The sequence below is a fragment of the Pseudonocardia xinjiangensis genome, from assembly GCF_050948425.1.
GTDB classification, from domain to species: Bacteria; Actinomycetota; Actinomycetes; order Mycobacteriales; family Pseudonocardiaceae; genus Pseudonocardia; species Pseudonocardia xinjiangensis.
In genome coordinates this window covers 4,284,165-4,304,438 of record NZ_CP192009.1, presented here as the reverse complement: position 1 = coordinate 4,304,438, position 20,274 = coordinate 4,284,165, and the positions used below count along the sequence as shown (strand labels likewise).

At 73.0% G+C, this 20,274-nt stretch carries 20 protein-coding genes; 9 read left to right on the top strand and 11 right to left on the bottom strand.

Features of this window, described 5'->3' with window-relative positions; translation table 11 throughout:
• Positions 1-48: 48 nt before the first annotated feature.
• Both ACQPZA_RS20285 and ACQPZA_RS20280 read right to left on the bottom strand, forming a co-directional pair.
• Positions 49-1,545, bottom strand: coding sequence for a pyridoxal phosphate-dependent decarboxylase family protein (locus ACQPZA_RS20285; protein ID WP_433272725.1), 1,497 nt, complete (start codon positions 1,543-1,545; stop codon positions 49-51).
• Complete coding sequence (locus ACQPZA_RS20280; protein ID WP_433272723.1) at positions 1,545-2,918, bottom strand: alpha/beta hydrolase family protein; 1,374 nt, start codon at positions 2,916-2,918, stop codon at positions 1,545-1,547. The genes ACQPZA_RS20285 and ACQPZA_RS20280 overlap by 1 nt, the downstream gene beginning before the upstream one ends.
• 152 nt (positions 2,919-3,070) lie before the next feature.
• On the opposite strand from ACQPZA_RS20280, the gene ACQPZA_RS20275 reads away from it, so the two are divergent.
• From ACQPZA_RS20275 to ACQPZA_RS20260, 4 genes are all read left to right on the top strand, one after another.
• A complete protein-coding gene (locus tag ACQPZA_RS20275) occupies positions 3,071-4,291 on the top strand; it encodes an MFS transporter (RefSeq protein ID WP_433272721.1) in 1,221 nt (406 codons plus the stop codon).
• A 226-nt stretch (positions 4,292-4,517) separates the two neighbouring features.
• Positions 4,518-5,852: a hypothetical protein gene (locus tag ACQPZA_RS20270; RefSeq protein WP_433282902.1), complete on the top strand. Its 1,335-nt coding sequence runs from the start codon at positions 4,518-4,520 to the stop codon at positions 5,850-5,852.
• Between the two features lie 18 nt (positions 5,853-5,870).
• On the top strand, positions 5,871-6,419 hold the full coding sequence (locus ACQPZA_RS20265) for a GNAT family N-acetyltransferase (RefSeq protein ID WP_433272719.1): 549 nt from the start codon (positions 5,871-5,873) through the stop codon (positions 6,417-6,419).
• A 55-nt stretch (positions 6,420-6,474) separates the two neighbouring features.
• Positions 6,475-7,236, top strand: coding sequence for a 3-hydroxyacyl-CoA dehydrogenase (locus ACQPZA_RS20260; protein WP_433272717.1), 762 nt, complete (start codon positions 6,475-6,477; stop codon positions 7,234-7,236).
• Between the two features lie 32 nt (positions 7,237-7,268).
• Here the strand turns inward: ACQPZA_RS20260 and ACQPZA_RS20255 are convergent, their stop codons facing one another.
• From ACQPZA_RS20255 to ACQPZA_RS20245, 3 genes are all read right to left on the bottom strand, one after another.
• Positions 7,269-7,646, bottom strand: a complete 378-nt coding sequence (locus ACQPZA_RS20255) for a nuclear transport factor 2 family protein (RefSeq protein ID WP_433272715.1) — start codon at positions 7,644-7,646, stop codon at positions 7,269-7,271.
• Positions 7,647-7,739: 93 nt separating this feature from the next.
• Entirely contained in the window at positions 7,740-8,771 is a 1,032-nt protein-coding gene (locus ACQPZA_RS20250) for a DUF3047 domain-containing protein (RefSeq protein WP_433272712.1), read from the bottom strand.
• Positions 8,772-8,830: 59 nt separating this feature from the next.
• Positions 8,831-9,169, bottom strand: a complete 339-nt coding sequence (locus ACQPZA_RS20245; protein ID WP_169397791.1) for a histone-like nucleoid-structuring protein Lsr2 — start codon at positions 9,167-9,169, stop codon at positions 8,831-8,833.
• A 278-nt stretch (positions 9,170-9,447) separates the two neighbouring features.
• Here ACQPZA_RS20245 and ACQPZA_RS20240 point away from each other — a divergent pair, with 278 nt between their 5' ends.
• Complete coding sequence (locus ACQPZA_RS20240) at positions 9,448-10,197, top strand: enoyl-CoA hydratase-related protein (RefSeq protein WP_169397790.1); 750 nt, start codon at positions 9,448-9,450, stop codon at positions 10,195-10,197.
• A gap of 615 nt (positions 10,198-10,812) precedes the next feature.
• Here the strand turns inward: ACQPZA_RS20240 and ACQPZA_RS20235 are convergent.
• The gene (locus ACQPZA_RS20235; protein WP_433272709.1) at positions 10,813-11,583 is read right to left on the bottom strand and encodes a hypothetical protein; all 771 of its coding nucleotides are present in this window, start codon (positions 11,581-11,583) and stop codon (positions 10,813-10,815) included.
• A 19-nt stretch (positions 11,584-11,602) separates the two neighbouring features.
• Between ACQPZA_RS20235 and ACQPZA_RS20230 the strand changes: the two genes are divergently transcribed.
• Entirely contained in the window at positions 11,603-11,770 is a 168-nt protein-coding gene (locus tag ACQPZA_RS20230; protein ID WP_169397789.1) for a hypothetical protein, read from the top strand.
• Between the two features lie 10 nt (positions 11,771-11,780).
• Here the strand turns inward: ACQPZA_RS20230 and ACQPZA_RS20225 are convergent, their stop codons facing one another.
• Entirely contained in the window at positions 11,781-12,572 is a 792-nt protein-coding gene (locus ACQPZA_RS20225) for a hypothetical protein (RefSeq protein WP_433272707.1), read from the bottom strand.
• 67 nt (positions 12,573-12,639) lie between these two features.
• Between ACQPZA_RS20225 and ACQPZA_RS20220 the strand changes: the two genes are divergently transcribed.
• Positions 12,640-13,611: an aldo/keto reductase gene (locus ACQPZA_RS20220; RefSeq protein ID WP_433282900.1), complete on the top strand. Its 972-nt coding sequence runs from the start codon at positions 12,640-12,642 to the stop codon at positions 13,609-13,611.
• A gap of 142 nt (positions 13,612-13,753) precedes the next feature.
• On the opposite strand, the gene ACQPZA_RS20215 is transcribed toward ACQPZA_RS20220, so the two are convergent.
• Positions 13,754-15,040, bottom strand: a complete 1,287-nt coding sequence (locus tag ACQPZA_RS20215; RefSeq protein ID WP_433272705.1) for an acyl-CoA dehydrogenase family protein — start codon at positions 15,038-15,040, stop codon at positions 13,754-13,756.
• Between the two features lie 134 nt (positions 15,041-15,174).
• Here ACQPZA_RS20215 and ACQPZA_RS20210 point away from each other — a divergent pair, with 134 nt between their 5' ends.
• The gene (locus ACQPZA_RS20210) at positions 15,175-16,716 is read left to right on the top strand and encodes an AMP-binding protein (protein WP_433272702.1); all 1,542 of its coding nucleotides are present in this window, start codon (positions 15,175-15,177) and stop codon (positions 16,714-16,716) included.
• Positions 16,717-16,736: 20 nt separating this feature from the next.
• On the opposite strand, the gene ACQPZA_RS20205 is transcribed toward ACQPZA_RS20210, so the two are convergent.
• The 3 genes from ACQPZA_RS20205 to tatA form a co-directional block, all read right to left on the bottom strand.
• Entirely contained in the window at positions 16,737-17,390 is a 654-nt protein-coding gene (locus tag ACQPZA_RS20205; protein ID WP_433272700.1) for a DUF4383 domain-containing protein, read from the bottom strand.
• A 56-nt stretch (positions 17,391-17,446) separates the two neighbouring features.
• Complete coding sequence (locus tag ACQPZA_RS20200) at positions 17,447-17,641, bottom strand: hypothetical protein (RefSeq protein WP_169397784.1); 195 nt, start codon at positions 17,639-17,641, stop codon at positions 17,447-17,449.
• 123 nt (positions 17,642-17,764) lie between these two features.
• The gene (gene tatA, locus ACQPZA_RS20195; protein WP_169397783.1) at positions 17,765-17,962 is read right to left on the bottom strand and encodes a Sec-independent protein translocase subunit TatA; all 198 of its coding nucleotides are present in this window, start codon (positions 17,960-17,962) and stop codon (positions 17,765-17,767) included.
• A 266-nt stretch (positions 17,963-18,228) separates the two neighbouring features.
• Between tatA and ACQPZA_RS20190 the strand changes: the two genes are divergently transcribed.
• The gene (locus tag ACQPZA_RS20190; protein ID WP_433282898.1) at positions 18,229-20,265 is read left to right on the top strand and encodes a transglycosylase domain-containing protein; all 2,037 of its coding nucleotides are present in this window, start codon (positions 18,229-18,231) and stop codon (positions 20,263-20,265) included.
• Positions 20,266-20,274: the final 9 nt, after the last annotated feature.

Below are 20,274 nucleotides of genomic sequence, written 5' to 3'. Positions count from 1 at the left end.
GCAGCCCGCCGCCGCCGTCGGCGCCACCGATCGAGGGCGGCAACGCGGTCACCCAGAGGTCGCCGGATCGACACGGTCGTCCGAGCTCTTCGCGAGACAACCTGCAGCTTCCGTCCGGAGCCGCTTCCACAAGGCTCTGACGTGCGAGGACTCCGTGGTGACCGATCCGATCGCCACCCGGATGGCGTAGCGTCCGTCGACGACGATGTGGGTGAGAAAGGCGGTGCCCGAGGCGTTGACGCGCTCGAGCACCGTGCGGGTCGCGTTGTCGTCGGCCTCCGGTCCGGCGCCGGTGACGACCCGCAGGCACACCAGGGAGAGCGATGGTTCCGCGGCGAGGGTGAAACCGGGGTCGGCGCGCACCAGACCGGCCAGCTCGTCGGCGAGCGCCACATGGGAGCGGATGTGCTCACGCAGCCCCGAGAGCCCGTGGCCGTGCACGACGGCCCACAGCTTAAGCGCACGGAACCGGCGCCCGAGCGGCACCTGCCAGTCCCGGTAGTCCACGACCGCGCCGGACTGGGTCGCCGCGTTGCGCAGGTACTCCGGGGTGATCGAGAGTGCGGCCGGGAGAACAGCGGCGTCACGCACCCACAGCAGCGAGGCGTCGAACGCCGTGAGCAGCCACTTGTGGGCGTCGGTGCAGAACGAGTCGACGAGCTCGACGCCGTCGAGCAGGTGGCGGTGCTCGGGACACAGCGCCGCCACGCCCGCCCATGCGCCGTCGACGTGCACCCAGGCCCCGTGCTCGGCGGCGGCACGCGCGATCTCCCGCACGGGGTCGACCGCGCCCGTGCCCGTGGTGCCGACCGTGGCGCAGACCAGCACCGGTCGGAGCCCGGCGTCGGCGTCGGCGCGCAACGCGTCGGCCAGCGCGGTGGGCGACATCGCGAGCGAGCGGGGGGAGGGCTCGACGATCCGCAGCGCCCGCGCCCCGAGCCCGGCCACACGCACGGCCTTGGCGAGCGAGGAGTGCGTCTCAGCGGTGACGTACACCCGCTCGGTGCCGTCGACGCCCCGCTCCTGCCACTCGGGGGAGCTGCGGTTCAGGGCGGCCAGCAGCGCCACCAGCGCGGCGGAGGACGCCGAGTCCTGGATCGAGCCGCCTCCGCCTCCCGTGAAGGCGAACGCCGGGCCCAACCCGAGCGCAGCGGCCAGCCCGTCCAGCAGTACCTGCTCGACCTCGGTGGCCGCCGGCGACGTCGTCCACAGCATCCCCTGTGCGCCGAGGCCACCCGAGAGCATGTCGCCGAGCAGCGAGTGCAGCGACGCGTTGGCCGGGAAGTAGCCGAAGAAGCCGGGATGCTGCCAGTGCGTGCTCGCCGGCACCACCACCCGGTCGACCTCGTCCAGAAGGGCCGTCAGCGGCCGCGGCTCCTCCGGCAGCCCGGGCGACAGCAGCGTTGCCGACAGCTGCTCGCGCACCCACCCGGGCTCGACGTCGGGTCGCACGGGCAGGTCTGCGAGGCCTGCCCGGTACTGCGCGATCCAGTCGACGACCGCGTAGCCGAGCCTGCGGAACTCCTCGGGATCGAGGTCGGACATCAGAAGCGCTCCCGCATCCATCCGGAGACGAGGTCGAGCACCTCCGGTGAGACCGTCGTCTCGATCGTCGAGTACTCGGTGATCGCGCCGGTGGCGGCGGGCTGCATGAGGTGGTTCAGCGCCGGGAACGTGCGGATCGTCGTGTCGGGGTCGCCGGCGAGCAGCGTCCGCAGTGCCGGCTCGCTCTGTGTGGGCGGCACCTGGAGGTCCTTGCCGCCGTAGAACGCGAGCACCGGAACCCGCAGCGCCCGCAGCGCGGGGGCCGGGTCGTAGGTGAGGACGGCGCGGTACGCCGGGGTGGCCGGCAGCTGCGCCTCGGTCTCCTCCGCCGTCGGGCGCTGGTCCTCCGGCAGAGCGGCGGTCTGCGCGGTGACCCGGTCCCGGGCGAGCTGCCGGGCCCCGTCGTAGTTCCCGGCCCGCAGCATCCCGCTGAGCTTGCGCACGTAGTCGATCTGGGCCTGGACCTGCTCCGGCGGAGCGCCCGCCTGCTGGAAGAGCAGGCGGTTCTGCAGGACGAGCACCTCCTCGCCCGAGACGGCGGGGGCCGCCATCAGCATGACGAACGCCACACCGGCGCCCGGCTGCTGTGCCACCAGCGGGGCGAGGTAGCCGCCCTCGCTGTGCCCGAACAGCCCGATCCGCGTGGGATCGATCTCGGGGCGGCTGCGCAGGAACGCGAGCCCGGCGAGCGCGTCGCCGGTCAGGTCGTCGTAGCTCGCCTGCTGCAGATCGCCGGTCGAGCCCCCCACGCCGCGGTCGTCCACCCGCAGCACGGCGTACCCGGCGCGCGTGAGCGTGTCGGCGAGCAGCAGGAACGGCTTGTGTCCCGCGATGGTCTCGTCGCGGTCCTGCGCGCCGCTCCCGGTGATCATCAGGACGGCGGTGAAGGGTCCGCGGGTCGACGGGAGGGTGAGCGTCCCGGCCATGGTCAGGTTGCCGCTCGGGTACGTCACCTCCTCGCTGCGGTAGGGGAACGGCGGCTTCGGCTCCTGCGGCCGCCCCGGCGTGGGCAGCGCGCCGCGGGACAGCGTGAACGGGACGGTCTGGCCGCCCTGGCTGTAGCTGCCGGTGATCGTCCCCGCGTCGCTCAGGGTGCCGTCGAACGTGGCCCCGCCCGGGACGTCGGGCAGCCGGAACGTGACCGCCTGGCCGTCGAGCCGCACGTCGTGCAGCGCCAGCGCGCGCAGGCCCTGGGCGGGGAGGTCGAAGGTGCCACCGTCGCCTGCCAGGCTCACCCCGAAGTCCAGCGGCGTCCCCGGGGTCTGGATGCTGCCGTGCCAGTCGCCGCTGATGTCCGGCGGTGCCTCCGCCGCAGGCGCGGAACATGCGGCGAGGAACAGCACCGCGATGAGCCCGAAGATCGTCCGTCGCATCCGCACACCGTAGTGACGGCCCGGACCACCGGATTCATCGGCGCGGGAGGCGCCGACGGGACGGCCGGGAGCGACCCGGCGAAACACCTGGAGTGACCGTTCTCACCGCGATTCGTGCAGCGCGAGCGCGCGTGACGGACCATGGTCTGTCGGTGAGCACGGAGACGCGCCCCGGCGTGGGGGAGCGGAGCCGGCTGCGGTTGCTGCAGCTGGCCGCCTTGACCAGCACCGTCGACCGTTTCGCCATCGCCCCCCTCCTCGTGGTGATCGGTCTCGACCTGAAAGCGCCGCTGTCGGCCGTCGCCGCGGTCGCGAGTGCGTACTTCCTGGCCTACGGCCTCATGCAGCCCGTGTGGGGGATGATCAGCGACCGCGTCGGGCGGGTGCGGGTGATGCGCCTGTCGCTGCTCGGTGCGGCACTCGCGGGCGTCGGCTCGATGCTCGCCCCCAACCTCCTGGTCCTCGGTCTGACGCGCACGCTCGCCGGTGGCTGCTTCGCCGCGCTCATCCCGGCCACCCTCGTGTACGTCGGTGACATGTGGCCGGCCGCCGTGCGCCAGCGCCCCCTGTCGGACGTCCTGGCCGCGTCCTCGCTGGGCATCGCCGTCGCAACCGCGGGCGCGGGACTGCTCGCCGACCTGCTCCACTGGCGGGCGGTGCCGGCCGTGACGGGCGTGGCCGCCGCCCTGCTCTGGGTCGCGCTGGCCCGGCTCCCGGAGCCCGACCGCGAACCCTCCACCGGCAACCCGCTGCGCTCGGTGGCCAGGGTGCTGCGCAACCGGTGGGCGCTGGTGGTCTTCGCACTGGTGTTCGTCGAGGGCATCGTGGTTCTCGGCGTCCTCACCTACCTGGCGCCCGCCGTGCAGGCCCTCGGGTCCTCGGCCGCGCTGGCCGGCCTGGTGGCGGCGTCGTTCGGGGTCGGGGCGCTCGCGTGGTCGCGCCTGGTGCGCTCGCTCGTCGGACGCTCGTCGGCGGGCGGGCTCGCCACCATCGGTGGCGCCCTGCTGGTGGCCGGCTGGGCCGTCCCCGCCGTCGCGGTCAACATCGCGACGGTGACGGTCGCCGGGCTGCTGCTGGGTGGGTCGTGGGCGTTCCTGCACACCACGCTGCAGAGCTGGGCCACCGAGGTGGTGCCCACGGAACGGGCCACGGCCGTGGCCCTCTTCGCCGCACTCCTGTTCCTCGGGAGCTCGGCCGGCACCGCCGCCGTCGGTCCGCTGGCCGACTCGGGGGCGTTCGGGACGGCGTTCCGGCTGGCACTGGTGGTGGCGGTGCCGCTCGCGCTGGCGGCCGCGCTCGCCCGCACCCGCTACGGCACCCGGACCGGGTCCGGCGACCCGGCCACCCCACCCCCACCCCCCGCCGCCGAGTAACCCACCCCGCCCCCACCCCCGCGAGTCGCCCGTTTCGCGCCCGCGAGTCGCCCGCCCTGACCCCGCGAGTCGCCCGATCTGCGCGCGCGAGTCGCCCGTTTCGGGTGCGCGAGTCGCCCGGGCCAGGGGTGGGAGCCTCACCGACCGGTCCTTACCGGCTGCGAACGGGTGGCGTCACAGCGCGGTCCGGGCGGGGTGGGTCCGGCATCCTGTCCCCGTGACGCGCATGCTCCCGGACACGCGGATCCGGCGAGCCGGGCTGACGTTCGACCTGGCCGCGGTGGGGGCGGGTGCGGCGCTCGTCGTGGCCGCCGCGCTCGTGGGCTGGCAGCTCCTCCGGGACGGGGTCGACATCTTCCTCGGCTTCCCGCCGCTGCTCGCGAGCTGGGCACCGCACGTCGGCCCGGGCACACCGGTCGCGATCGTCGTCGGCGTGCTCGTGGCGGCGCGCGGCCCGGCTCTCGCCCAGCGCCTGGCCTGGCGCCCCCTGCTGCTGCTCGCGTGGGCCGCGTCCGTGGTCTGGACGCTCGGACTGGCGCTCGTCGACGGATGGGCGGTCGGTGTGGCGGGACGGCTCGCCACCGACCAGGAGTACCTGTACGACGTCCCGCGGGTCACCGACATCCCGGCGATGCTGCGGACCTTCACCGACTTCATCCTCACCGACCAGCCCGTGCACTGGACCACGCACGTCGGGGCGCACCCGCCCGGTGTGTTCCTGCTGTTCGTGTGGCTGGACCGGATCGGGCTGAGCGGTGGCGGACCGGCGGGGATCGCCGTGATCCTGGTCGGGGCGTCGGCCTGCGCGGCGGTCGCCGTGACCCTGCGGGCGCTGGGATCGGAGGACGTCGCCCGGTCGGCGCTGCCGTTCGGCGTGCTGTTCCCCGGGGCCGTGTGGGTGGGGGTGTCGGCGGACGGGATGTTCGCGGGCGTGCTGGCCTGGGGCGTCGCCCTGCTGGCGGTCGGCGCGACCCGGCGGGGTCTGCGGGCCGACGTCACGGCCGTGGCCGGGGGCCTGCTGCTGGGGTTCGTGCTCTACCTCTCCTACGGGCTCGTGCTGGGCGGGCTGCTCGCGCTGGCCGTGCTGGTGGTGACCCGGAGGTGGCGGGCCGGCGCGCTGGCCACGGCGGGCGTGCTGGCCGTGGTCGCCGCGTTCACCGCCGCAGGCTTCTGGTGGTTCACCGGCCTGCATCTGCTGCGGATCATCTACGCGGCGAGCGCCGCCGCAGGCCGGCCCTACGAGTACTTCGTGTGGGCGAACCTCGCCGCGCTGGTACTGGCCACCGGCCCCGCGGTCCTCGCCGGGCTCCGCAGGCTTGCCGCCGCGCCCCGGTCGCTGCCGCTCGCACCGGCCCTGCTGGTCGCCGCCGCGGTCGTCGCGGTGCTCGCGGCGGACGTGTCCGGGCTCAGCAAGGCGGAGGTCGAGCGGATCTGGCTGCCGTTCGGGGTCTGGATGGTGGTGGGGTGCGCGCTGCTGCCGCCCCGGCACGTGCGCTGGTGGCTGGTGGCCCAGGCGGTGCTGGCGTTGCTGGTCAACCACCTGCTGCTCACGGTGTGGTGACACCGGCAGAATCGAGGTGTGCTGACCGCGGCGGACGAGCTCACCTCGGGTCCGCTCGTGCTGCGGCGGTGGCGACGCGCCGACGCAGAGGTCCTGTACCGCGTGGTGAGCGAGTCGCTGGAGCACCTCTCCCCGTGGATGGCCTGGGCCGCGCGCGGCTACTCGACGGCTGACGCGGTGGCCTACCTCTCCCGGACCGAGGAGCAGTGGGGCATCGACTACGACTACGCCATCATCGCTCCCGGGCCGGCGGTCGCCGGGAGTTGCTCGATGATGAGCCGGATCGGTCAGGGTGGCTTCGAGATCGGCTACTGGGTCCACCCCGCGCACCTCGGGCGGGGCTACGCCACAGCCGCTGCCGCCGCGCTGACGGCCGAGGCGTTCCGCATCGGCGCCGACCGGGTCGAGATCGTCCACGACCTCGCCAACGTCGCCAGTGGCGCGATACCGCGGCGGCTGGGCTTCGACGAGGTCGACCGGCGACCATCGCAGGACGAGCGCAGCGCCGCGGAGGCGGGTGTCGAGGTGGTGTGGCGGCTCCTGGCCCCCGGCGCCGCGGTGGTATGACAGCACCACCAGCAGATCAACAGTCAGTTGTGACGGTTGGACGGAGGCAGGATCTGTGGAGATCACCGACGGCGTCGCCGTGGTCACCGGTGGCGCGTCCGGGCTCGGGCTCGCCACCGCGGAGGTGCTCGTGGCAGCAGGTGCGAAGGTCGTGCTTCTCGACCTGCCGGGCTCGCCGGGGGAGGAGCGGGCCGCGGAGCTCGGCGATGCGGTGCGGTTCGCGGCGGGCGACGTCCGCAGCGAGAGCGACGTGGCGGCCGCGCTCGACGTCGCCGACCAGCTGGGCCCGCTGCGGGTGGCGGTCAACTGCGCCGGCACCGGCAACGCGATCCGGGTGATCGGCCGCAAGGGCGTGTTCCCCCTCGCCGACTTCACCCGCATCATCGAGATCAACCTGATCGGCACGTTCAACGTGCTGCGGCTCGCGGCCGAACGGATGGTGGCACACGAGCCGGTGGGTGAGGAGCGCGGTGTCATCATCAACACCGCCTCGGCCGCTGCCTTCGACGGCCAGATCGGCCAGGCCGCCTACTCCGCCTCGAAGGGCGGAGTCGTGGGCATGACGCTCCCGATCGCCCGTGATCTCGCCTCGAGCTACATCCGGGTGGTGACCATCGCTCCGGGTCTGTTCGACACGCCGCTCCTGGCCGGCCTGCCGGAGGAGGCCAGGGCGTCGCTCGGCGGGCAGGTGCCGCACCCGGCCCGGCTGGGCCGACCGGCCGAGTTCGGGGCGCTCGCCGCGCACATCGTGGCCAACCCCATGCTCAACGGCGAGGTGATCCGGCTCGACGGCGCGATCCGGATGGGCCCGCGCTGACGGCCCCTCCGGATCGCGCACGCTCGTTCCGGTCAGAGGGTGGCCGGGACCCGGTCCAGGAAGCCGTGCACGGTGGCGATCCGACCGTCGGGGGCGACGGCCACCACGTCGAAGCCGATCACCAGCGACTCGGCGCCTGCCGGGCCGAGGCACCAGCGGAACCGGCACACGTCGTGGTGCCGGTCGACGTCGCCGACCGCGCGGAACTCCATGCCCGGGAACTGCTGCTGCGCACCGGCGATCAGTGCGTCCAGCCCGTCCGTGCCGGTGACGTCGGCCAGGGGGTCGACGTAGCGCACGTCGGGCGTGAAGGCGGCCTCGACGGCGGCGCGGCGGGCGGCCGGATCGGTCTCGTTCCAGGCCGCCAGGTAGTTCCGGACGAGCGTGTCAGGTGTGGGGGTGGTGGACATCGGGGCCTCCGCGGATCACGGGTGGACGGTGACAGGACGACCTTCGCCCGGGCCGCGGTGGCCGGTCGATCACCTCGGAGGTAAGACCGGAGGTCACAGCACCTGGATGCGCCGGCCGCCACTCTGCAGGACGATGTCGCGGAACGTGGCCCGGCCGGTGCCGTGGCCGAAGTGGCTCACCGCCACCAGCTGCAGCGATCGGATGCGCGCCGGTGCCGGGCCGACGAACCGCTCGTGGTCGGCCCGCACGGCGCGGCACTCGCGACGCCACCGGCCGAGCCCGGCCGGGCCTCTGCGCACCGGGATGTGTGTCTCGCGGCCGGCCCGGCCGGGGACGGGGCAGCCGAAGGTGTCGTCCTCGGGCTCGAGGGCGGTACTCCAGAACCAGTTGAGCCGCGGCGCCGCGGGCGTGAACACCGCGGTGATCCCGAGCAGGTCGTGCGTCCAGGTCGTGTTCTCCGGCGCGGCCCCGGGCAGCGCCTCGACCCGCCAGCTCCATTCGATGGTGGTGTCGCCGTGCAGGGCCACGTCGACGTCCTTCGCGAGGACGCCCGCCGCGTTGTCGCAGACGACGTCGATCGCCGGCCTGCCGTCGGTGACGGCGTGTCGGTAGATGTCCCCCGGTCCGGGGGCCAGCAGGTAGGACCAGCCGGCGGGCGGCACGACGGGGTCGAGCAGCCTGCGACGCTCGGCGGCGACGAGCTGCGGGTCGGCCGTGGTGGGCCGCAGCGCCGCCAGGCCGTCGACCGGGTCGGCGCCCCGCGGCCAGTGCAGCACCGTGACCGCCAGCGACCCGCGGTGCTGCCCCGAGAATTCGTCGGCACACGCGCTCGTGACGAGTGTGCCCGACCGGTCGGCCCAGGTGCCCAGGTGGACGCAGAGCTCCAGGGGGCCTGAGCTGTCGACGACCACGGTGGTGGTGTCCTGGGTGCAGCCGAAGATCTCTCCGCCGGGAACGCGGCCCCACAGGTGGTACTTCGGGCCGCCCCAGTGGGTCGGTGACCAGCTGATGCGGCCCGAACCGAGCAGCGTGACGCGGTCGCCGCGGCGTACCTCGATGCCGGTGCCGGTCCACGAGGGGGCGTCGCCCGGCAGCACCAGGTGCACCGCCGCCGGTTCGATCATCGCCCTACTGTGGCAGATCGCCCGGCGCGGCGGGCCCCATCAGCTGTTCCGTGAGCGCGTCAGTGGCTCTGGTGGTACGCCTCGAGCACGTTGGACGGGATGCGGCCCCGCTCCGAGATCTTCATCCCCTGCGCCTGCGCCCATTCCCGAATGGCCTGGTTCTGCTCGCGGTCGGTGCTGGGACGAGCGGCCGCGACGGCGGTGGCGCCCGAACGACGACGGCCGCCGGTGCGCCGGGCAGCGGAAATGAAGGGCTCGAGGGCCGTGCGCAATCTGGCGCTATTGGCCGCCGAGAGGTCGATCTCGTAGGCCTTGCCGTCCATCGCGAACTCGATCTGCTCCTCGGCCTCGCTGCCATCGAGGTCGTCGACGAGGGTGACCGTTGTCTGCTTCGCCATGTGCGCTGCCTTTCAGGGGCTCCGGGTACGCCGGGGCACCCTCGCTGTGGTACGAGGGTTCCGCGGTTCCGAACAGGGGTGGGTGGCAATTGCGAGACGATAATAAAGGAGTGAGGTGCCCATTGTCGATCGGGGTGGGACGGATCCGTGCCGCCCGGGCCCACCCGCTGCCCCCGGCGGCCCGGGCCATTCCGACCGAATGGGATCGCCGATGCCGGAAAAGAGCCGGTCAGGCCACTAGTTGCCGCTGCGCGGCCCCGGCCGACTAGGCTCGAACCGTGGGTGTGACGGTCGAACGGCGAGGGCGAATCCTGCTGGTCCGGATGGAGCGCCCGGCCAAGCGCAACGCGATCGACCAGGGTATGACGGCTGCTCTGGACGCTGCCTTGAACGAGTTGGACGATGATCCGGACCTGTGGGCAGGCGTGCTCGCCGGAACCCCGTTGGCATTCTCGGCGGGCACCGACCTCACCGATGGCGCGGGTCCCCCCACCGAAAGAGGGGGCAACTACGGCGTGGTCCGGCGCGACCGGCGCACCCCGTTGGTGGCAGCCGTCGAGGGAATCGCCTACGGAGGTGGGTTCGAGCTCGTACTGGCCTGCGATCTCGTGGTGGCTGCACGGACCGCGCGGTTCGCGCTTCCGGAGACCGCACGTGGGCTGATCGCGAACTGCGGTGCCCTTTTCCGGGCGCAGCGGGCGCTGCCGCGCAACGTCGCCACCGAGATGTTGCTGACCGGCGAGCCGTTGGGCGCCGAGCGCGCATGGACGCTCGGCCTGGTCAACGCGCTGGTAGAGCCCGGGGAAGCAGAGGAAGCCGCGCTGGTTCTCGCGGAGCGCGTCTGTGCCAATGCGCCGGTGGCGCAGAGTGCCACGCTGGGTGCCATGGCCGCGGTGGTGGCCGCCGAGGACGCTCTCGGATGGGCCGCTACGGAACGGGCCCAGATTGCGGTGAACGAGTCGCAGGATGCCGCCGAAGGGGTGGCGGCCTTCCGTGAGAAGCGTCCGCCGCGGTGGAACGGCCGATGACTCCGCCGCAAATAATCCGCTCGCCATCGGGCGGTGTCCCCAGGAAGATGACGGTCTCGACTCGACCGTCCCGAGTTGACGGTCGGGCGGTCCCACGTCGGTGCCGGGCCCGTTGTGCCGAGCCTTGTGATCCGTCCTTGTGGCCGTGATCTATCCGGACGTGACCCCGAGATGTGGCCTCCGGATGTGACGCGTCCGTTGTGGTGTCCGGGCGGTGCGGCAACCGCGGTGCGCCGGCCGTCCCGGACGACCATTGAGTCGCGCCCGTCCGGGCCGCGAACCGTTGTCGGTGCGCCTTAATCGAAACGGCGCGTTTCGATGAAGCTCGGCGCGTGGTTTGCCACAGCGGATTCACAACTTCACCGATGGATGCACCGATCGATGAGACAGAACGGTCTCGCCGGTGGCGGCCCATCGGTGCCACCGGTTACGGGCCCGATCGGCTCGCCACGGGCGATGTGGCGCCGAGCGGCTGCGCGCTACGCGAGGGCTGGAATGGCGGCTGTCGGCGCCTGATAGAGGACGTCCGTTTGGGTACGCGGAATGGCGCTGCGGATCGGGCGCCGGAAGGGTGACTGCCGGAAGTCGCGGCGCCCTCCCGTTCGCCGCCACGGGCTACTGCAACGGAGCGGGCGGATTCAGGCCGGTCCGGTGCCGCCGGAGCCGCAGTGCCGGGCGCCACGCCGCCCGGCGGGACGGCGTCGCCGCGGCGCGGGGGCGCGCGGGAGCAGGAGGGAGCGTCACCGCGATCTCCCCGCCCAGCTGGAAACCGGGCACCAGGTCCAGTTCGTCACCGCTCCAGAAGCGCCCCGGGTCGTACCAGCTGGGGCTGCGGTGCCCGGCCAGCAGACCCATCTCCTCGTAGGTGACCGCCACGACCTCGGCGCAGTAGGCCGTCTCCGGGCCCGGCGCCGGCTCCGCCCGGCCGTCGCCGTCTCCGCCGGGGCGCCGCAGCGCGGGCAGCCGGCCCCGGAGCCAGCGACCGGCCAGGCGGGCGGTGGAGGGGAACGGGGTGCCGTCGAGCCGCGCCACCGTGCGCAGGGCCGCGTCCTCCATGTCCCGGCTGAGCGGGCCGTCCAGCTGCCGCAACCAGGCCCGCTGGTCGTAGCGGTGCCCCCACTGCAGCACCGCGTCGCGCAGGTCGTGCAGCTGGACGCCGCGCTGGTGCGTGCCCGACCACAGGTCGGGAAGCGACCGGCCCAGCTCGGCGTGCCACATCAGGGGCGGGAGGTCGTCGACGACCAGTGCCATGCCCACGTGGTTGACCGGGGCGTTGGTGATCCCGCGGATGGCCCGGTCGGCCGGGCTGCGGCCACGGAAGATCCAGACGTCGCCGGTGCGGGCCAGCTCGCACGCCCGGTCGAGGGTGATCACGCTGGCCGGCACGGCCGGTAGGTTAACCACCATGCGCTGGTGGAAGTGGCTGGGGCTCGCCGGCCTCGCGGGGGTCGCGGCGACCGGGGCCGTCACGGTCCGCGCCGAGCGGCGCAGGCGGGCCTACACGCCGGAGGAGATCCGGGGCCGGCTCCATGAACGGGTCGCCGAGGCCGCCGGCCGCCGCGAGCCCGGCTGACCCCGCGCCGTCAGGGCCGGACCAGCCGGCCGAGCTCGCGCCCGTCCACGTCGAACAGCACGAGGGTCGCGCCGTCGAACCCGGCCCGCGCGGATCTCGCCAGCCAGCCGGGAACGCCGACCATGCCGTCGCAGCCCCTCAGCGTCATCGGGCCGCAGGTGGCCAGGAGAACGCCGCCCGGACCGCTCACCCACCGGCCGGCGCCGCCGTTGCAGCCGTCCGAGCCGGTCCAGGAGCCCGCCGCCGCCAGGTCGGCATGCGGTGGCTCCGGCGCCCGAGCCGCTCGTGCGCGGTCGGTGATCTCCCAGCGCCCGAGCAGCCGGGACCGCTCCACCGGCTCCACACCGGGCGGCAACGGCGCCGCCGGGCCGACGTGTCCGGCGGGCCCCCCGGGGGGAGGCGGTGGGCCGGGCCGCGGGGACAGCCGCGCCGTCGGCTCGCCGGCAGCGTCGAGCAGCACGAGATCGGAGCCCGCGCGCGTGACGGCGGTGGCCGCCTCCAACCACGGCGGCGTGGACAGGTCGGGCGGCGGCTCACCGCCGGCGGCCGACACGTGCGCCACGAACAGCCCCGAGGAGTCCGCGCGCCAGCCGCCGTACCGGACGTCGCGGCCCGCGCGCACCTCGAACCGGTGGCTGTCGAGGACGAGCACCGCGTCCTCGATCCCGGTGCCGCTCACCGACCAGCTGCCGACCAGCTCCGCGACGTCCACCGGTCCACCTCCTCCCGCCGGGACCACCGGCTGCCCGCAGGCGGTCACCGCCACGAGCGCCAGCCCGATCACGATCCGCACGGGGCGCATGCCGTGAGGACGGAGCCGAGGGGGTGCCCGGTTGCACGGAGCCTAGGCTCAGTGGGTGGAGAAGCGAATGGCGAAGCGGCTGGGACGTGAGGTCGGTGTCGTCGGGCTGGGGTGTTGGCAGCTCGGCTCGGACTGGGGTCAGGTGGACGAGTCCGACGCCCTCGCGGTGCTGCACGGCGCCGTCGACACGGGCGTCACCTTCCTCGACACGGCCGACGTCTACGGCGACGGCCGCAGCGAGACACTTGTCGGCCGGTTCCTGCGTGAGCGGGGCGACGCGCAGCTGACGGTGGCCACGAAGATGGGCAGGCGCCTCGACCAGGTGCCGGAGAACTACACGCGGGAGAACTTCCGGGCCTGGAACGACCGCTCCCGGGCCAACCTCGGCGTCGACACGCTGGACCTCGTGCAGCTGCACTGCCCGCCCACTGCCGTCTACTCCCGCGACGAGGTCTACGACGCGCTCGACGAGCTGGTCGCCGACAAGCGGATCGCGGCGTACGGCGTGAGCGTCGAGCGGGTGGACGAGGCGCTCACCGCGATCGCCCGGCCCGGCGTGGCGAGCGTGCAGATCATCCTCAACGCCCTGCGGCAGAAGCCGCTCGAGCAGGTGCTGCCCGCGGCCGCGGAGGCCGGGGTCGCGATCATCGCCAGGGTGCCGCTCGCGTCCGGTCTGCTGTCGGGGCGCTACACCGCGGCCACCACCTTCGGCGCCGACGACCACCGCACCTACAACCGGCACGGCGAGGCCTTCGACGTGGGCGAGACGTTCGCCGGCGTGCCGTTCGAGGTCGGCCTGGAGGCCGTCGAACGGCTGCGGGCGCTGGTGCCGGCCGGGGCGACGATGGCGCAGTTCGCGCTGCGCTGGATCGTCGACCTGCCACAGGTCACCGTGGTGATCCCGGGCGCCCGCAACGACGAGCAGGCCCGGGGGAACGCCGCCGCCGCCGACCTCGCGCCGCTGGGGGAGCAGGTGCACGCCGCGGTCCGCGAGGTCTACGACGAGCTGGTCCGCCCGCACGTGCACGACCGCTGGTAGGCCGGTAGGCCGCAGCGCGCTCGGGCATCGGGTTCCCCCGACGCCCGAGCAGCGCCGGTACCGGGCGACTCGCCGGGCGTAATCGGGCGACTCGCGCACGCAGAACGGGCGACTCGCGGGGCGAAATCGGGCGACTCGCGGGTCAGAGGTTCGCGGTGGCGCCCTCCAGGTACTCCGCGAACTTCGTCCGGGCCGCCTCGGCGCGGGTGGGGATGTGCTCGGTGGGGACGTCGACCGGGGTGTAGCCGCGCAGGATCCGGCGGGCCACGGTGGTCTTGTGCACCTCGTCGGGGCCGTCGTAGATCCGGGCCGCGCGGGCGGCCCGGTACATCGACTCGAGCGGCAGGTCGCCCGAGAACCCGAGCGACCCGTGCACCTGGATCGCCCGGTCGATCACGTCGTGGAGCACCTTCGCGCCCCAGTACTTGATCATGGCGATCTCGACGCGAGCGTTGGCCGCCCCCACCTGGTCCATCGTCCAGGCGGCGTGCAGCGTCATGAGCCGGGCCGCCTGCATCTCGGCGGCCGAGGTGGCCACCCAGTCCTGCACCATCTGCTTCTCGGCCAGCACCGACCCGTGGGTGTAGCGGCTGACGGCACGCTCGCACAGCATGTCGAACGCCCGCTTCGACTGTCCGAGCCAGCGCATCGCGTGGTGGATCCGGCCCGGACCGAGCCGCTGCTGCGCGAGCCGGAAACCGTCACCGGGGCTGCCGACGAGGTTCTCCTTCGGCACGCGCACGTCGGTGTAGAGGATCTCGGCGTGGCCGCCGTAGAGCTCCCCGCCGATCGTGGGGTGGTCCATCACCGGGATGTCCCGCAGGATCTGCACCCCGGGCGTGTCGACGGGCACGACGAACATCGACGACCCCTGGTAGGCCGACACGTCCGGATCGGTCACGGCCATGACGATGAGGAAGTCGGCGTGGGAGGCGTTCGACGAGAACCACTTGTGGCCGTTGATCACGTACTCGTCCCCGTCGAGCACGGCCCGCGTGGACAGCAGGGTCGGGTCCGCTCCCGCGCCCGGCTCGGTCATCGAGAAGCAGCTGCGCAGCTCCCCGCGCAGCAGCGGGTACATGAAGCGTTCCTTCTGCTCCGGGGTGCCGCCGATGGCGAGCAGCTCCGCGTTGCCGGAGTCGGGCGCCTGGTTGCCGAAGATGCCCGGCGCGTAGCGGCACTGTCCGAGGACCTCGTGCATCAACCCCAGCCTGACCTGACCGAACCCGCCGCCGCCGAGCTCGGGGGGCAGGTGCGCCGCCCACAGCCCGCGCTCCTTCACCTGCTCCTTGAGCGGGGCGGTGATCCGGGCGAACGTCGCGCGGTCCAGGTCGAGGGTCTCCAACGGGATGATCTCCGTGCGGACGAACTCGCGCATCCACTCGAGCTGTGTCTCGAACTCGGGTTCCGTCGAGAAGTCCCACGCCATGGTCCGTGCCTCCGCATCGTCGCCGGGACCGCTCGATCCCTCCGGGCCATCGTGCCCCGGAGATCGGCTCGAGGACAGTGACCCTGCCGGGCCAGGGAGTGCGGCCGGCGGGCCGGCCAGGAGATGCTGACGGCGTGGACCTCTCGTTCGAGCCGCTGACACCGGTGTCGTACCTCGATCGGGCCGCAGCCGCGCACGGCGACCGCACCGCGGTGGTCGACGGCGCCCAGCGGTGGACGTACGAGGAGCTGCACCGGCGCTGCCGGCAGCTCGCGGGTGCGCTGGCCCCGCTCGCCGCGGGCCGCCCGGTGGCGGTGCTGGCACCGAACACGCACGTGCTGCTCGAGGCGCACTTCGGGGTGCCGTGGGCGGGGGTGCCGCTGGTCGCGCTGAACACCCGGCTGGCGGCGGCGGAGGTGGCCTACATCCTGGAGCACTCCGGGGCGGGGGTCCTCGTCCACGACCCGATGTTCGACGACCTGGTCGCCGACGTGGTGGGCAGGCTTGACCGGGCCGCAACCACTCCGCCGGTGCGGGTCCGGACGGGGGAGCGGTACGAGGAGCTACTGGCCGCGGCCGTCCCGCAGGCGGTGACGCCCACCGACGAGCGCTCGCTGCTCTCGATCAACTACACCTCGGGGACGACCGGGCGGCCCAAGGGCGTGATGTACCACCACCGCGGGGCCTACCTGCAGGCGCTGGCGATGGCCGGGCACACCGGGCTCTCCCCGTCGGCGGTGCACCTGTGGACGCTGCCGATGTTCCACTGCAACGGCTGGTGCTTCCCGTGGGCGGTCACCGCGGCGGGCGCCACGCACGTCTGCCTGCCGAAGGTGGAGCCCGCGCAGGTGTGGCGGCTCATCCGGGAGGAAGGGGTCACCCATCTCAACGGGGCGCCCACCGTGCTCTCGATGCTCGCGTACGCACCGGAGGCGGCCCCGCTCGACGGCCCGCCGGTGCGGGTGGCCACCGGTGGTGCCCCGCCGAGCCCGGCGATCCTGCGGCGGATGGGGGAGCTGGGCTTCGACGTCACCCACCTCTACGGACTGACCGAGACGTTCGGGCCGGTGATGATCTGCGACTGGCGCCCGGAGTGGAACGACCTCGACGCCACGGAGCAGGCCCGGCTGAAGGCGCGCCAGGGCGTGGCGAACATGATCTCGTGCCGGGCGCGGGTGGTGGATGCGGACGGCGCCGACGTCCCGGCGGACGCCACGACGGTGGGCGAGATCGCCCTGCGCGGCAACAACGTGATGCTCGGCTATCTGCACGACCCGCAGGCCACGGCCGCGGCGGCGCCGGACGGCTGGTTCCGCACCGGGGACCTCGGCGTGCTGCACCCCGACGGGTACGTGGAGCTGCGCGACCGGAGCAAGGACGTGATCATCTCCGGCGGGGAGAACATCGCGTCCGTCGAGGTGGAGCAGGCGATCGCGGAGCACGCGGCGGTGCGGGAGGTCGCAGTGGTCGCGGCGCCGGACGAGCGGTGGGGCGAGGTGCCGGTCGCCTACGTCACGCTGCAGGAGGGCGCGAGCGCCACCGAGGCAGAGATCATCGACCACGTGAAGGAGCGCCTGGCACGGTTCAAGGCCCCGAAGCTCGTGATCTTCGGGGAGCTGCCCAAGACCTCCACCGGCAAGATCCAGAAGTTCGTGCTGCGGGACCGGGCTCGCTGACCTCAGACGCCCCAGGGCGCTCAGCGAGAGCTGGCGCGCCAGGCCTGCACGCGGTCCTCGGCCCGCCGGGATTTCATCGCGGCCGCAACGCCGTCGGCCTGTGCCGGCGACGCCGCGTGCTGGGCGACGGCCCGCTCGGCCTCGGCGAGCTCCCGTGCCGCGATCACGTCCTCCGCGTCGCGGAAGACGGTCGGCAGCGGGATGTCCTCGGAGTCGTGGGCGCCGTGACGTTCGGCCCGGTACTGGTTGTCCTCGGGCAGGCCGCCGGTGAACCTCCCGTAGGCGCCGAGGAACAGCAGGAGGGCACCCGCGACCAGGCTGAAGATCACGTTGGACATGCGGAACGCGAGCAGGTTGTACGGGGTGCCGAGCACGAGCACGTTGAGCAGCCCGGACAGGACGAACAGGGTGCCCACCGTGACGGTCACGGTGGACGCGGTGCGCCCGCCGCGCACGGCCGCCACGATCAGCACCCCGCCCACGACCAGCGAGATCACCGACAGCAGGCCGTTGGACGAGAGGCCGAGCACGGGGGCACCGTCGAGGGAGAACGGGTCGAGCCGGTTCACCAGGCCGAGGATGCCGAAGACCCACAGGCCCAGGCCGAACAGGACCGCGCCCACGCGGTGCACGGTGTCGAGACGACTGTGGGAATCGCGCCACACCTTGTCCATGGGGACATGGTGACCCCGGGGGGCGGCAAGCGCGAGTCGATCTGGACCCGAACGGCTCAGTGGCGGGCGCGGGTGCGCACCGTGCGGGAGAGCAGCGCGATGCCGCCGATCAGCAGGACCAGCCCGATCACGAGCCACAGCCGTGACCCGGTCATGAAGCTGCCGAGGAGCAGGTTGGCCCCCTGCAGCGTCCACACCGCCCCGAAGAAGATCATGAGCACGCCGAGCACAGCCGGGATCCATCGGGTCATGAGCCCGATCGTCCTCCTGATCAGCCGGTTCGGGTGACCGGAGCGGTGTTGCCCGGCTCACGGTCACCGCACCACGGCCGCGCCGGCACCGCTGTCCTCGTCGGGGCGGCCGCCGGTGTCGGGCTACTCCTTCTCCTCGCCCGCGGCGGGCCGTCCGGGCTCGGGGTCGGTGGCCGGGGTGGTGCCGGCCCGCAGTTCGGCCTGGAGGATCCGCGCCGACCGGCCCAGTCCGCGCGCCGCCTCGGGCAGCTTCTTGGCTCCGAACAGAAGAACCAACACGCCGATCACGATGAGCCAGTGCCAGGGGCTGAGCTCGCCCATTTCTCCACCTTTCGCTGTGCCGTCTTCCCGGCACTGTTCTTGCGCCGTCTTCCGCAGTGTCGTCCTCTGCTCCAGCAGGGACCTCTCGAGTGTGCCCCCATCGGGAAGTCCAGGAATATCCCGGAGTGCCTGTCGGTGAATTGTCCGCAACGGGTGGGTGATCCATTTTCGGAGGTCCGTGCCGCGCTGTCCCGGCTCTGCAAGGGCAGCATCGCCCCTGGTAGATGTAGTGCGTGAGTGTTACCCGCAAGAGCGCGCGTTTGGCAGTGTTGGGCGTGGTGGCGGCCGTGGTACTGGCCGTGATGTCCTTTCCCGTGGTCGGTGGCATCGGCCTGCTGGCCGCGCAGGTCAGTAGCGGATCGGTCAATGTCGCGCCGGCGGCGCTGCTCGCCGGGAACACTCCCGATGTCACCACGGTGACCGATTCGACCGGAAAACCCATCGCGTACCTCTACGACCAGTTCCGGCTCCCCGCCACGAGCGCGCAGATCTCACCCGCGATGAAGGCGGCGATCGTCGCGATCGAGGACCGGCGGTTCTTCGAGCACGGCGGCGTGGACCCGGTCGGCACCGTCCGCGCCCTGGTCAACGACGCCGGCGGCGGAGCCCAGCAGGGCGGTTCGACCCTCACGCAGCAGTACGTGAAGAACTACGAGCTGTACGTCGCGGCCACCACCGACGCCCAGCGCCAGGCGGCCATCGCGCCCAGCCTCGCGCGCAAGATCCACGAGGCCGAGCTCGCGGTGCAGCTCGACAACGAGCTGAGCAAGGACGAGATCCTCACCCGCTACCTCGACATCGTCTACTTCGGGCACGGTGCCTACGGCGTCGCGGCCGCGGCGCAGGTGTACTTCGGCACGACCGCAGCACAGCTGACGATCCCCGAGGCGGCCCTGCTCGCCGGGATGGTGCAGAGCCCCACCCAGTACGACCCGGTCCAGCACCCCGACGCCGCCACGGCGCGGCGCAACGTGGTGATCCAGCAGATGCACCAGCTCGGCTCGATCAACGACGCCGACGCGGCCGCGGCCACCGCGTCCCCGCTCGGCGTCTCCCCCACTGCGGACGTGCCGGACGAGGGCTGCACCGCCGCCGGTGACGCGGGCTACTTCTGCGCCTACGTGGTGCGCTACCTGAAGCAGGCCGGGTTCACGTCCGAGCAGCTCGCCTCCGGCGGCTACACGGTGCGCACCACGCTCGACCCCGACGCGCTCGCCAAGGCCAAGGCCGCCGTGGACAGCCAGGTGCCGCCGACGACACCGCACGTGGCCGACGTGCTCTCGTTCGTGCAGCCGGGCCAGACCCAGCACCGGATCACGGCGATGGTGGCGAACCGCACCTACGGCAACGGTCCCGGCCAGTCCAGCTACGGGTTGCCCTTCCAGCCCGAGAACCTCGGTGCCGGGTCGGTGTACAAGATCTTCACCGCCGCCACGGCGATGGAGCAGGGCCTCATCGGGATCGACTCGGTGATCGACGTCCCGCCGAGCGGCTACGTCTCCCCGATCTACAAGGACGGGTCGGGCCACGCCATCCCGGTGCACAACGCCGAGGAGACCCTCGCCCCGCAGCTGACGCTCACCAAGGCGCTCGCCGAGTCGCCGAACACCGCCTTCGTCAAGCTGGAGGAGAGCACCGGCATCGCGCCCATCGTCGACATGGCGCTGCGGCTCGGCATGACCTCGCTCAACGACCCGGTGAGCGACCAGCCGGGCGCGCTGTCGATCGCCGACACCGTGAAGGCGGAGAAGCAGGCGTCCTTCACGCTCGGCGTGACCCCGACCAGTGACCTGGAGCTGGCCAACGTCGACGCGACGCTGCAGAGCCACGGCATGTGGTGCCCGCCCACGCCGATCGACTCCGTGACCGACGAGAACGGCAACCCGGTGCCCATCAAGGAGCAGGCGTGCAACCAGGCCGTGGCTCCCGCACTGGCCGACACCCTCGCCAACGGTCTCAGCCAGGACGACGGGCCCGGCGGCACGTCGGCCGCTGCCGCCTCGGCGGAGGACTGGCACCGGCCGACCTCGGCGAAGACGGGGACCACGCAGATCTTCCAGTCCGCGGCGTTCGTCGGCGCCACGCCCCAGCTCGCGGGCGCGGCCATCGTGTTCGACGACTCCAGGAACCCGCGGCCGATCTGTGACGGGTCGCCGCCCAGCACCTGCTCCAGCGGCACGCTCTTCGGCGGTGGCGCTCCGGCCCGCACGTTCTACAAGGCGGCGAACGACATCCTCGCCGGCACTCCTGTCGTGCCGCTGGCGGCACCGGCACCGGAGTACCTGAGGGGCCGGGACTCGTAGGCCGGGTTA

What these genes read in the sequence shown, in the direction of transcription:
- ACQPZA_RS20225 (WP_433272707.1), bottom strand. Translation starts at nt 12,572, where the DNA reads ATGCGCCCCGTGCGGATCGTGATCGGGCTGGCGCTCGTGGCGGTGACC.
- ACQPZA_RS20255 (WP_433272715.1), bottom strand. Translation starts at nt 7,646, where the DNA reads ATGTCCACCACCCCCACACCTGACACGCTCGTCCGGAACTACCTGGCG.
- ACQPZA_RS20245 (WP_169397791.1), bottom strand. Translation starts at nt 9,169, where the DNA reads ATGGCGAAGCAGACAACGGTCACCCTCGTCGACGACCTCGATGGCAGC.
- ACQPZA_RS20205 (WP_433272700.1), bottom strand. Translation starts at nt 17,390, where the DNA reads ATGGACAAGGTGTGGCGCGATTCCCACAGTCGTCTCGACACCGTGCAC.
- ACQPZA_RS20270 (WP_433282902.1), top strand. Translation starts at nt 4,518, where the DNA reads ATGCTCCCGGACACGCGGATCCGGCGAGCCGGGCTGACGTTCGACCTG.
- ACQPZA_RS20220 (WP_433282900.1), top strand. Translation starts at nt 12,640, where the DNA reads ATGGCGAAGCGGCTGGGACGTGAGGTCGGTGTCGTCGGGCTGGGGTGT.
- ACQPZA_RS20285 (WP_433272725.1), bottom strand. Translation starts at nt 1,545, where the DNA reads ATGTCCGACCTCGATCCCGAGGAGTTCCGCAGGCTCGGCTACGCGGTC.
- ACQPZA_RS20200 (WP_169397784.1), bottom strand. Translation starts at nt 17,641, where the DNA reads ATGACCCGATGGATCCCGGCTGTGCTCGGCGTGCTCATGATCTTCTTC.
- ACQPZA_RS20215 (WP_433272705.1), bottom strand. Translation starts at nt 15,040, where the DNA reads ATGGCGTGGGACTTCTCGACGGAACCCGAGTTCGAGACACAGCTCGAG.
- ACQPZA_RS20280 (WP_433272723.1), bottom strand. Translation starts at nt 2,918, where the DNA reads ATGCGACGGACGATCTTCGGGCTCATCGCGGTGCTGTTCCTCGCCGCA.
- ACQPZA_RS20250 (WP_433272712.1), bottom strand. Translation starts at nt 8,771, where the DNA reads ATGATCGAACCGGCGGCGGTGCACCTGGTGCTGCCGGGCGACGCCCCC.
- tatA (WP_169397783.1), bottom strand. Translation starts at nt 17,962, where the DNA reads ATGGGCGAGCTCAGCCCCTGGCACTGGCTCATCGTGATCGGCGTGTTG.
- ACQPZA_RS20230 (WP_169397789.1), top strand. Translation starts at nt 11,603, where the DNA reads ATGCGCTGGTGGAAGTGGCTGGGGCTCGCCGGCCTCGCGGGGGTCGCG.